2 protein-coding genes are annotated in these 13,028 nt (G+C 76.5%); both read right to left on the minus strand.

What is annotated here, in order from left to right:
- Positions 1-2 precede the first annotated feature (2 nt).
- A complete protein-coding gene (locus C1701_RS00680; RefSeq protein WP_103055311.1) occupies positions 3-6,614 on the minus strand; it encodes an SDR family NAD(P)-dependent oxidoreductase in 6,612 nt (2,203 codons plus the stop codon).
- 32 nt (positions 6,615-6,646) lie between these two features.
- Positions 6,647-12,985 carry a type I polyketide synthase gene (locus C1701_RS00685; RefSeq protein WP_443098153.1) on the minus strand — a complete coding sequence of 2,113 codons (6,339 nt, stop codon included), beginning with the start codon at positions 12,983-12,985 and terminating at the stop codon, positions 6,647-6,649.
- Positions 12,986-13,028 lie beyond the last annotated feature (43 nt).

A 13,028-nucleotide genomic window follows, 5' to 3' on the forward strand; every position in this document is an offset into this window, starting at 1 on the left:
AACTACCGGCGGCGACGGGCGGCCACCGCCCGGCGGCGTTCGCCTCGGCGCGCCGCCCGGGTGGTGCCCGGTTCGGGGGTGTGGTCGTCGGGGTCGCGCACGAGTTCGGCGAACCGGGCGACGGTGGGGCGCTCGAACAGGTTCGCGGGGGCGAACTCGATGCCGAAGTGGCTGGAGAGGTGGGCCACCACGGACAGCCCGACCAGGGAGGTGCCGCCGAGTTCGAAGAAGGGGTCGTGGACGCCGACGCGGTCCACGCCCAGCTGGTCCTGCCAGACCTCGGCGATGTGCCGTTCGGTGTCGTCCCGGGGCGCCAGGTAGGGGGTGCGCAGCGTGGGCCGGGGGCGGCGGCGCTCCGCTGGCACGCCGCCGGCGGCGGCCTCGACCTCGGGGCCGGTGCCGGTGGCCTGGGCGGTGAGGCCGTCGAGGGTGTCGCCGAGCGCGTAGACGTGCGGGGGGCCGGCGGCGACCACCCGGGTGAGGGCGTCGAGGCCGGCGGCGTCGCTGATGCCGGACCGCGCGCGGTAGCGCAGCATCCTGGCGCGGAGTTCGGGGGCGTCGGCCAGCGCCTCGGTCTGCCACCGGTCGCGTCGCCACGGTCCCCAGGCGACGGAGACGACGCGGTCGGCGATCGCCCCGGTGCCGTCGTGGGCGAGCGCGAAGGCGTCGAGGAACGCGTTGGCGGCGGCGTAGTCGGTCTCGCCGAAGCCGCCGACGGCGGTGACGGCCGAGGAGAACAGGGCCAGCAGGGGGACGGGGCGGCGGCGCAGCGCCTCGGCCAGGGCGAGGGTGCCGGCGATCTTGGGGGCGAGGACGGCGTCGGCCCGCTCCCGGGTGCGGTGCTGGAGGAGGCCGCCGCCGGCGACACCGGCGAGGTGCAGGACGCCGTCGAGGGGGCCGAGGCGCTCGTGGGCCTCCTCCAACGCGGCCGAGACCGCGTCGGGGTCGGTGACGTCGGCGGTGAAGGGGTGCGCCTCGACGCCGGCGGCCCGCAGGGCGCGGAGCTCGCCGATCACCCTCGCGTCCTCGCCCCTCGGGTGCTCGGCCAGCACGGTGTCCCACCGGTCGGCCGGGGGCAGGGTGCGGCGGTGCAGCAGGGCCAGGCGCGGGCGCAGCGGGGCGAGCTGGGCGGCGAGGGCGAGGGCGAGTTCACCGGTCCCGCCGGTGATCGCGTAGGTGCCGCCCTCCCGCCACACCTGCCGGGTGGGGACGGCGGGCAGGGTGAGGGGGTCCAGCACCGCGCGCCACCGCCGGCCGCGCCGCCAGGCGTGCGCGGTGTCGGGTGGGGTGGGTGCGGCCAGCGCGGACAGTTCGATGTGGACGTGGCGGGCGTGGTCGGTGGCGTCCGGGTCGAGGTCGACGCAGGAGACGCGGGCCGAGGGGTACTCGCGTCGGATGCTTCGGTTGAGCCCGGCGGGCAGGGCGCGGAGGGGGTCGAGGGTCTCCCCGCCGAGGACGTCGGCGGCGCCGGTGCTGGCGACGAGCAGGTGCAGCGGTCGGGTGGGGGCGACGGCGGAGGCGGCTTGGACGAGGGCGACGAGGCTGTGCGGGCCGTCCCGCAGGGCCGTGGGGGTGTCGGGGGCGGGGCGCAGGCCGAGGGCGTGCACGACCCGCAGTGGACCGGTTCCGGTGTCCACCTCGGACAGCAGCTGGCGGAGGTGGTCGGCCTCGCCAGGGTCGAGCTCGTGCGGCGGGTGCCCGTCGAGGCGGAGGACCTGCCCGGGGCGCACGGCGACCGGGGTGTGGCCGGTGGCGCGGAGCCCGTCGGCGAGGGCGTCGTCGTGGGCGAGGACGAGCACGGTGCCGGGTTCGGCCGGTGCCAGGGCGCGCGGGGACTCGTCGCGGTGCCAGGTGGGTCCGTGGAAAGTGATCCCGGGAGCGGGGGCACCTGGTCGGGTGTCGGCGTGGCCGGTGGTCTCCGGCCAGTGGCGGACCCGGTGGAAGCGGTAGGTCGGCAACCGCAGGGTGCGGGCACCGGGGCGGCTCAGTGGCGTCAGGTCGACGCCGATCCCCCGTTCCCAGAGCCGGCCGACGAGGTCGAGCCAGCCGCGTTCGTCGGAGGCGTCGGGCAGGGGGAACTCCCCGGTTCCCGTCGTGGACAGGACGACCTCGGTCCCGGCCTCGGCCTCGGGGTCGGGGTCGGGGTCGGAGGCGGGGTCGGAGGCGTCCTGGCCCAGGCCCCAGGCGGCCAGCCGCTCGGCGAGTTCCGGGCGGGCGTCGTCGGTGGCCTCGACGGCGTGCGGGGTGTCGCCGGTGGTGGGCGTGGTGGTGCGGGTGGCCGCGGCGCGCAGGGCGGTGACCGCCTCGGTGGGTTCGGAGGCGACGACGGCGAGGCGGTGGGCGAGGGCGGCCCGGCCGGCGGCCAGGGTGTGGGCCACGTCGGAGAGCCGGAGTTCGGGGTGGGCGTCGAGGTGGTCGGCGAGGGCGACGGCGTTGTCCCGCGCCGCCTGGTGGGTGGCTCCGGACACGGTGAGCAGGTGGGGGCCGGGGTGCCCGGTGTCCTGGTGGTGGTGGGTGGGGTCGGGCGCGGCCTCCAGGACCAGGTGGGCGTTGGTGCCGGACCAGCCGAAGGAGCTGATGCCGGCCCTCGGCGGCTGGCCGGGCGCCCCCGGGAGGGGGTGGGTGCCGGTGGCGGGGCGCACGGGCCCGTCGAGGTCGACCTGGTCGCTGGGGGTGGTGAGGTGCTGGTTCGGGGGGAGCCGCCGGGCCCGCAGGGCCAGGACCGCCTTCACCAGGCCCGCCATGCCCGCCGCGACGAGCAGGTGGCCGACGTTGCTCTTGGCGGCTCCGACCAGCAGCGGCCGGTCGTCGTCCCGGCGGGAGAACACCTCGCGCAGGACGCCGAACTCGATGGCGTCGCCGAGGGCGGTGCCGGAACCGTGCGCCTCGACGAAGTCCAGGTCCCCGGGGCGGAGCCCGGCGTCGGCGAGGGCGTCGGTGATGGCCGCCCGCTGGGCCGCGCCGCTGGGCGCGGTGAGGCCGTTGGTGTGCCCGTCGGAGTTGATGGACGTGCCGCGCAGCACCGCGTGCGGTGGGGCGTCCTCGGGGCGCACGTCCCGGGACCGGCGCAACACCACCGCCGCACCGCCCTCGCCGATGACGTAGCCGTCGGCGGCGGCGTCGAAGACCTTGCAGTGCGCGTCCTCGGCGAGCATGTGGGACTTGCAGGCCTGCACGAACACCTCGGGGCTGAGGGTGGCCGAACTGGCGGCGACGATGGCGGTGTCGCACTCGCCCGCCCGCAGGCTGCGCACCGCGAGGTGCACGGCCACGAGGGACGAGGAGCAGGCGGTGTCGACGGTGAGGCAGGGGCCGCGCAGGTCGAGGTGGTAGGCGATGCGGCCGGCGGCGGCGCTGGCCGAGGTGCCCAGGGCGAAGAGGGGGTCGTCGGCGAGGGACCGGCCCTCCGCCTCGGCCTGCCGCGCCTGGTACTGCTGCGAGTCGGTCATGCCGAGGAACACACCGGTGCGGCTGCCGCGCACCCGGTCGGCGGACAACCCGGCGTCCTCCAGGGCCGACCACACCAGTTCCAGCACCATCCGGTGCTGCGGGTCGAGCCGTACCGCCTCGCGGGCCGTGTAGCCGAACAGGGTGGCGTCCCAGTCGGCGATGTCGGGCAGGTAGGCGGCGCGCTGGGTGTAGGCGCGGCCGGGGGCGGCGCGGTCGGGGTCGTGGTAGGCGGCGGCGTCCCACCGGCCGGCGGGTACGTCGGTGACGGGGTCGGTGCCCTCGACGAGGAGCCGCCAGTAGGCGTCGGGGCTGTCGGAACCGCCGGGGAATCGGCAGGCCATGCCGACGAGGGCGACGGTGTCCCCGGTCGCCGGTGCGGCCTCGGGCCGTCGGGGTGGGCGTGGCTCGGCGACGTCCTCGTGGAACAGCGCGGCGAGCAGGTGCCGGGCCAGGTCACGGGGGGTGGGGTGGTCGAAGGCGGCGGACACGGCCAGGGACACCCCGGTCTCGGCGGCGAGGGCGTCGCGGATGCGGACGGCGGCCAGCGAGCCGACCCCGAGGTCGGTGAACGACCGGCGGGCGGGGACCGTGCCCCCGGCGGGCTGGTCCAGGGCGTCTGCGACGGTCCGGGTGACCAACCGCACCAGGTGGCGTTCCCGGGTGGCCGAGGGGAGGGCGGCGAGCCGGTCGCGGGTGGCGGCGCGGCGCGCCGCCCGCTCCGGGGAGTCGTCCCCGCCGGCTCCGGAGGTGGCGTCCGCGTCCGGTGGCGCGGCGGGACGGCCGGTGGGGTCGGTCGTCCCGGCGGTCGCCGCCGGCTCCAGGCCGCCGCCGAGCCAGTAGTGGCGGCGTTGGAAGGCGTAGGTGGGCAGGTCGACGGGGTGGCGGGCCGGGAGGACCCGCCGCCAGTCGACGGTGCGGCCCAGGGTGTGCAGCCGGGCCAGCGCGGCCAGCGGACCGTCCTCGACGGACACGACGATGTCAGGGCCTGGGGAGGTGGCCGGGGGGCTGGTGCCGAGGACGAGGTGGACGGTGGTGCCCTCCCCGGCCAGCGCGGCCAGGTCCACCGCCCCGGCGGTCCCGGTCGACGGGCCCGGCCGGTCGGACCAGTAGGCGGGGTCGAGCCAGTCCCGGGTGGACACCGGCCGCTCGGCCACCGCCGGCAGGTCGGGTTCGTGGAAGGTCACCGCGTCGAGGACGGCGCGGTGCTGGTCGGGGGTGGCGGTCAGCACGCGGAGGGCGTCGGCCCTGGACCACAACCCGGCGGCGACCGCCGCCGCGTACTCGTCGGCGCCGGCGCCGGCGACCACCTCGGGGGTGATTCCGGCGGAGACGACCAGGTCGAACAGGGCGATCTGGTGGGCGATCCGCTCCCCCGCCGGGCGCAGCTCCTCGTAGCTGGCGGCGAACACCGGGAACCGGGCGGCGAGGTCCTCGGCCTGGCCGGGTGGGAGTTCCCCGGTGAACACGACGGCGACCGCCGGGTCCTCGACCTCCTGCGTTCCGACGAGCAGGGCGGCGCCGGCTGGGTCGGCCGTGCCCTCGGCGGCGAGGACGTCGAGTCCGGCGCGGAGGCTGGCGAGGTCGTGGCCGAGGACGACGGCCCGGGTCTCCAGCGCGGCCCGACCGGTGCCCAACGTCCACGCCACCGCGTGCGGGTCGACGTCGGCGGCGGTGTCGAGGGCGTCCCGCAGCCGCGCGGCCTGCGCGCGCACTCCGTCGGGGGTGCGGGCGGACACCGGCCACACCGTGGTGGTCGGGGCGGTGGTGGCGGTGGGGGGCGTGGGGGCTCCGGGTGCCTGTTCGAGGATCAGGTGCACGTTGGTGCCGCTGAAGCTGAAGGAGGACACCGCACCGCGCCGGGGGCGGTCCCGGGCTGGCCACGGTGTCGGCTCGGTGAGCAGGCGCAGCGCCCCGGTGCGCCAGTCGACGCGGGTGGTGGGCCGCTCGGTGTGCCGGGTGCGGGGCAGGGTTCCCTCCCTCAGTGCCATGACCATCGAGAGCAGGCCCGCCATGCCCGAGGCGGCCTGGGTGTGGCCCAGCACCGACTTGACCGAGCCCACGTGCAGCGGGTCGTCCCGGTCCCGCCCGTAGGTGGCCTGGAGGGCGTGGGCCTCGATGGTGTCCCCCAGCGGGGTGCCGGTGCCGTGCGCCTCGACGGCGTCGACGGCGGTCCCGGGTAGTCGGGCGTCGTCGAGCGCGGCCTGGATGACGCGGCGCTGCGCCGGGCCGTGCGGGGCGGTGAGCCCGTTGGACGCGCCGTCGGAGTTGACGGCGGAGCCCCGCAGGACGGCGAGGACCGGCCGGCCCTGGGCGAGGGCGTCGGACAGCCGTTGCACGAGGACCATGCCGGCTCCCTCGCCCCAGCCGATGCCGGTGGCGTCCTCGGCGAAGGGCCGGCAGACGCCGTCGGGCGCGGAGCCGCGCAACGTGCCGAACTCGACGAGCATGTCGGGTTGGCCGAGGATGGCGGCGCCGCCGGCCAGCGCCAGCGAGCACTCCCCGGCCCGCAGCGCCCGCACCGCCAGGTGCAGGGCGAGCAGCGCCGACGAGCAGGCGGTGTCGACGGTGGCGGTGGGGCCCTCCAGCCCGAGGGTGTAGGCGATGCGGCCGGAGGCGATGCTGGTGGTGCGGCCGGTCATGACGTGCCCGGCGACGTCGGCGGCCTCCGGCGCGCCCCTCCCGTACTCCTGGGCGACGACTCCCAGGTAGACGCCGGTGTCGCCGCCCCGCAGGGACGTGGGGGCGATGCCGGCGCGTTCGGCGCTCTCCCAGGCCAGTTCCAGCAGGACCCGTTGTTGCGGGTCCATCGCCAGCGCCTCCCGTTCGCCGATGTCGAACGGGTCCGGGTCGAACCAGCCGGCGTCGCGCAGGAAGCTCCCGTTCCGGGCGTAGGTGGTGCGCGGGTTGGTGGGGTCGTCGTCGAACAGGTCGTCGAGCCGCCAGCCCCGATCGGTGGGGAACGGACCGACCGGGTCGGGCCCGTCGGCGAGCAGCCGCCACAGCGCCTCGGGGGTGTCGGCCCCGCCGGGGAACCGGCAGGCCATGCCGACGACCGCGATCGGCTCGTGGGCCCTGTCCTCCAGTTCCGCCAGCTGGCGGCGCGCGTGGCGCAGGTCCACCGTCGCGCGCTTGAGGTAGTCCAGGTACTTCTCTTCGCTGGCCACGGGGGTTCTCCTTGCGGGCGGGGACGGGCGGCTCAGGAGGTGCCCAGCTCGCTGTCGAGCAGGGCGAACATGTCCTCCGCGGACGCGTCGGTCACGTCGTCGTGGCCGCGGGCGTCACCGTCGGGGCCGCCGGGGGCGGCGGCCCGGGTCGACCAGGTGGACAGCAGCCGCCGCAGGGCCGGTTCCACTCCCGAGTAGGCCTCGTCGGTGGGGTCGGCGGAGGCCAGGAGCTCCTCCAGGCGGTGGATCCGCTCGCGCAGCGGGGCGGCCCGGTCGGCGGGCGGGGCGTCGGTGCCGGCGTCGCCGACGAGTTCGGTGAGCAGGGCACCGGCGACGGCCTGCGGGCTGGGGTGGTCGAACACCAGGGTCGCGGGCAGCCGCAGGCCGGTGGCGGCGGCGAGCCGGTTGCGGAGTTCGACGCCGGTGAGGGAGTCGAGGCCGAGTTCGGTGAAGGGCTGCTGCGGGCGGATGCGCCGGTGGTCGGCGTGGCCGAGGACGACGGCGAGTTGGGTGGTGACGACGTCGAGCACCACCCGCTGCCGTTCCATGCCGGACAGGCCCGGGAGTTCCTCGGTCCAGGCGGTGTCCAACCCGGTGGTGGCGGCGCTGGCCTGGCGTCGAACGGTGCGCCGGACAAGGCCGTGCAGCATCGGGGGCGCGGTCCCGGCGGTGGCTTCCAGCCGGGCGGTGTCGACGAGGATGGGCACCACCACGGGGCTGGTCGAGCGGTGGGCGGTGTCGAGCAGCGGCAGCGCCCGTTCCGGGCGGAGCGGGGTGATCCCGCCCCGGGAGATGCGGGCGACGTCCTGTTCGGACAGCCCGGCGCCCATGCCGATCCCTTCCCACAGGCCCCAGGCCAGCGCGCGGGCCGGGCGGCCGGTGGCGGCCCGGCGGAGGGCCACCGCCTCCACGGCGGCGTTGGCGGCGGCGTAGTTGGCCTGGCCGGGCGCTCCCATCAGGCCGGCGGCCGAGGAGAACAGGGTGAGGAAGGACAGGTCGAGGTCGGCGGTGAGCCGGTCGAGGTGGTGGGCGGCGTCGGCCTTGGGCGCGAGGACGGCGTCGACGCGGTCGGGGGTCAGGGTGCCGAGCAGCCCGTCGTCGACGACCCCGGCGACGTGGACGACCCCGGTGAGGGGGTGCGCGGCGTCGATGCCGTCCAGCAGGGCCCGGGTCTGGTCGGGGTCGGCGACGTCGCAGGCGACGAGGGTGGCGGTGGCGCCCAGGTCCGCCAGGTGGGCGACGAGGTCGGTGGCGCCGGGGGCGTCGGGGCCCCGGCGTCCGGTGAGCAGCAGGTGGCGGACACCGTGGTGGGTGACGAGGCGTTCGGCCACGGCCCGTCCGACGCCGCCGGTGCCGCCGGTGACGAGCACCGTGCCCTCGGGGTCGGGGGGTCGGGGCACGGTGACGACGACCTTGCCGACGTGCCGGGCCTGGCTCATGAACCGCAGGGCGTCCCCGGCCTGGCGGACGTCCCAGCAGGAGACGGGCAGCGGGTGGATCCGGCCCTGGTCGAACAGGGGGAGGAGTTCGGTGAACATCTCCCGGATCCGCACCGGACCCGCCTCCAACAGGTCGAACGACCGGTACTCCACCCCCGGGAACTCCCCCGGGTCCCGCAGGTCGGTCTTGCCCATCTCCACGAACCGACCCCCCTCGCCCAACAACCCCCTTGAGGCGTCGACGAACTCCCCCGCCAACGAGTTCAGCACCACGTCCACCCGCCCGAACCGCTCCGCGAACCCGGTGTCCCGCGAGGACGCCACCCGCTCCGGGGCCACCCCCAACGCCTCCACGAACCCCCGCTTCACCGGCCCGCACGTCCCGTACACCACCGCACCCCACTCCCGGGCCAACTGCACCGCCGCCATCCCCACCCCACCGGCGGCCGAGTGCACCAACACCGACTCCCCCTCGACCAACCGGCCCAGGTCCCGCAACCCGTACCAGGCGGTCAGGAACGTCACCGGCACCGTCGCCGCCTCCGCGAACGACCACGACCCCGGGAACCGGGACCACATCCGGTGGTCGACGACCACCTCGGAGGCGAACCCGCCCTCGCACAGGCCCATCACCCGGTCACCCACGGCGAACCCGTCCACCCCGCGTCCGACCTCGGTGACGACCCCGGCGGCCTCCAGGCCCAACGGCAGGGGTTCGCCCGGGTACATGCCGAGCACGGTCATGACGTCACGGAAGTTCACCCCGGACGCCCGCACCGACACCCGGATGGCGCCCTCGGGCAGGTCCTCGACCGGCTCGGTGGCCTCGGGGGCGACGCCGTCGACGCTGCCACGCCCGTCGGCGGCCAACCGCCAGGTCCCCTCGGGGGGCGGGGCCACCGTGGCGGCGGGGGACGGCTGGAGCCGGGGCACCCACACCGCGGCGTCCCGGACGGCGGTCTGGGGTTCGCCGACGGCGACGGCGGACCGGACCTCGTCCAGGGGGACCCCGCTGCCCGGGGGCAGGTCGACGAGCAGGATCCGGCCGGGGTCCTCGGACTGGGCGGACCTGACCATGCCGCCCACCGCGGCGGCGGTCGCGGTCACCGGGGCGTGGTGCGCGGGGTGGGTGGCGGCCCCGCCCCGGGTGACGACGACGAGGCGGGCCCCGGACCACCGCTCCTCGGCGAGGAAGGTCTGGAGCACGGCGAGGGTGGCGTGGGTGGCGGCGCGCACCGACCGGGGTTCGTCGTCGGCCGGCGGGAAGGCGGGCCACACCAGGGTGTCGGGTTCACCGTCGACGGCGGCGAGTGCGCCGGCGGGGGCGAACTCGTCGAGGACGTGCCAGCTGCCGGTGTCCTCGGTGGCCGTGGGGCTGGCGGAGGTCCACTCGACGCGGTAGAGCGGGTCCTCCTCGGCGGCGGTGGTCCCCTCCGGGGTGGCCACGGTGGCCTCCCGGAACGCGGTGACCCGCCCGGTGAGCACCGGTTGCCCGGCGCCGTCGGCGAGCAGGACGTCCAGTTCGCCGGTGCCGAGGCGGTGGAGGACGGCCCGGACCTCGGCGGCGCCGACGGCGTGCAGGCGCAGCCCGGCCCAGGTGGCGGTGACGGTGTCGGCCCCGAGCAGGCCGGCGGTGCGGGCGGCGGCCAGGGCGGCGTCGAGCAGGGCGGGGTGGAGGTCGAAGTGCCGGGCGTCCCGGGCGTGGTCGGCGGGCAGGTCGAGGTCGGCGAGGACCAGGTCCTCGGAGCGCCGCAGGCGGCGGAGCGCGCCGCCCTCGCTGACGGAGAGCTCCTCCACGTCGCCGGTCTCCGGGGGCGAGGGCACCGTGGCGGCGCCGCCGCTGGTCAGGCGTCCGGTCGCCAGCTCGGTCCACGGGGTGGTGCCCTCGACCCGGCCGTGGACGGACAGGGCGCTGGCCGCGTCGCCGTCGGGGACGAGGGTGACCCGGAGGTGGACGTCGGCGGCGTCGGGGACCGCCAGCGGTTCGGCCACCTGGAACTCGGCGACGGTGTCGTGCCCGGCCTCGTCGCCGGCCCGGACGGCGGCCTCCAGCAGCGCGCCGACCGTGACGACGACCCGCCCGCGCACCGGGTGGTCGGCCAACCAGCCGTGGGTTCCCGAGGCGAGCCGGCCGGTGAGCACCACCCCGCCGTCCCCGGGGAGGTCGACGACGGCGCCCAGCACCGGGTGGTCGGCGGCGGCCACGCCGAGACCACGGGGGTCGGCGGACTGGCCGGAGCCGCTCAACCAGAACCGTTCCCGCTGGAACGGGTAGGTGGGCAGGCCGACGACCTCGCCGTGCCCGAGCACGGTGTCCCAGCCGACCGGGGTGCCCGCGCAGAACAGGGCGCCGAGCGCGGTGAGCACGTGCGCCGGTTCGTCGCCGTCGCGTCGCAGGGTGGACACGACGGGCACGGTCTCGTCGAGCACCAGGCCGGCCATCCCGGCCAGGGTGGAGTCGGCACCGACCTCGACGACGGCGGTGGCCCCGAGGTCACCGAGCTTGGCGAGGTTGTCGGCGAACCGCACGGTGGAGCGGACGTGCTCGGCCCAGTAGGCCGGCTCCGTCCACCGGTCCGCGGTGCCACCGGTGACGTTGGACAGCCCGACGAGCTGGGGTTCCCGGAACTCGAGGGTCTCGAGGGCACGGGTGAACTCGGCCAGCACCGGGTCCATGCGGGCGCTGTGGAAGGCGTGCGACACCCGCAGCCGGGTGGCCTTCACGCCCCGCCCGGTCGCGGCGGCCACCACCCGGTCCACGGCGTCGGCGTCGCCGGAGACCACGACCGAGGTCGGGCCGTTGACGGCGGCCACCTCGACGCCCTCGACGAGCAACGCGTCCACGGTGGACGGGGTGGCGGCCAGGGCGGCCATCGCGCCGCCGGGGGGTAGCCGCCGCATCAGGCCGGCGCGGGCGGCGACGACCCGGCAGGCGGCGGGCAGGTCCCACACCCCGGCGATGTGCGCGGCGGTCACCTCGCCGATGGAGTGGCCGCCGACGATGTCCGGGCGCACTCCCCAGGAGGCGAGCAGCCGGTACAGGGCGGTCTGGACGGCGAACAGCGCGGGCTGGGCGTGGCCGGTGTCGTCGAGCAGGTCCTGGTCGGCACCGAGGACGGCGTCGCGCACCGAGAACCCGACCTCGGGGTCGAGGGCGGCGCACACCTCGTCGAAGGCGTCCCGGTAGGCGGGGAAACGGGCGTGCAGCTCGCGGCCCATGCCGGCCCGCTGGGTGCCCTGGCCACCGAAGAGGACGGCGAGCCGTGGGGGCACGGCGGTCCCGGTGCGGACCCGGGGGTCGGGCTGGTCGCGGGTGAGCGCGTCGAGGCCGGCCAGCGCCCCGGCGTGGTCCTCGGCCAGTACGACCGCCCGGAAGTCCAGTCGCGCCCGGGTGGTGGCGAGGCTGCGGGCGACGGTGCCCAGCGGCAGTTCGGGGTGGGCGGTGAGGTGGGCGGCGAGCCGGCCGGCCTGGGCGCGCAGCGCCTCCTCCGACCGGGCGGTCACCACCAGCGGCGCCGGGGACGTCTCCGGGGCGGCCGGGGCGGGTTCGACCGGCGGGCCCTGTTCGAGGACGACGTGGGCGTTGGTGCCGCTGATCCCGAAGGAGGACACGGCGGAGCGGCGGGGCCGGCCGGTGTCCGGCCACGCCGTCGGGTCGCTGGCCAGGGCGACGGTGCCGCCGGACCAGTCGACGTGGCTGCTGGGTTCGCTGACGTGCAGGGTGCGGGGCACCCTGCCGTGGCGCATGGCCTGCACCATCTTGATGACGCCGGCGACGCCGGCGGCGGCCATCGAGTGCCCGATGTTGGACTTGATGGAGCCCAGGAGCAGGGGGCGGTCGGGGGTGCGGCCCTGCCCGTAGGTGGCGATCAGCGCCTGCGCCTCGATGGGGTCGCCGAGCGCGGTGCCGGTGCCGTGCGCCTCGACGACGTCGACGTCGCCGGTGGACAGGCCAGCCGAGGCCAGCGCGGAGCGGATCACCCGCTGCTGGGAGGGCCCGTTGGGGGCGGTGAGGCCGTTGGAGGCGCCGTCGGAGTTGATGGAGGTCCCCCGGATGACGCCGTGCACCCGGTGCCCGTTGCGGAGGGCGTCGGACAGCCGCTCCACCAGCACCATGCCGGCGCCCTCCGACCAGGCGGTGCCGTCGGCGTCGTCGGAGAAGGACTTGCAGCGGCCGTCCGGGGACAGGCCGCGTTGGCGGGCGAACTCCACGTAGATGGTGGGCACCGACAGCACGGTGACGCCGCCGGTGAGGGCCATCGAGCACTCGCCGGCGCGCAGCGACCGCACGGCGTGGTGCAGGGCGACCAGGGAGGAGGAGCAGGCGGTGTCGACGGACACGACGGGACCCTCGAACCCGAAGGTGTAGGCGAGGCGCCCGGAGGCGACCGAGCAGCCGTTGCCGGTGAGCAGGTAGCCCTCGACGTCGTCGCGGGGGCTGCTGCGGTGGTTGTACTCGGCGGCGGGGATGCCAACGAAGACGCCGGCGTCGCTGCCTTTCAGGCCGGTCGGGTCGATCCCGGCGTGTTCGAAGGTCTCCCAGGCGGTCTCCAGCAGGATCCGCTGCTGCGGGTCCATCGCCAACGCCTCGCGGGGGGAGATGCCGAAGAACTCGCGGTCGAAGTCGGCGGCCCCGGTGAGGAACCCGCCGCGCCGGGTGTAGCAGCGGCCCACGGCGGCGGGGTCGTCGTCGAAGAGGTTGGCCAGGTCCCAACCCCGGTCGGTGGGGAAGTCCGAGGTGGCGTCGCGGCCGGTGTCGACGAGGTCCCACAGGGTGTCCGGGTCGACCACGCCACCCGGGTAGCGGCAGCCCATGCCGACGATGGCGATCGGTTCGGTCGAGCGGTCCTCGATGCGCTTGAGCCGGTTGCGGGTCTCGTGCAGCTCCGAGGTCACCTGCTTGAGCAGGTGCAGCATCCTGTCTTGTTCCACCATGGGGGACCTCGCTGGGTTCGCGCTGGTTGTCGCTGGTCTC

The organism is Actinoalloteichus sp. AHMU CJ021, from assembly GCF_002895405.1.
Taxonomy (GTDB): domain Bacteria; phylum Actinomycetota; class Actinomycetes; order Mycobacteriales; family Pseudonocardiaceae; genus Actinoalloteichus_B; species Actinoalloteichus_B caeruleus.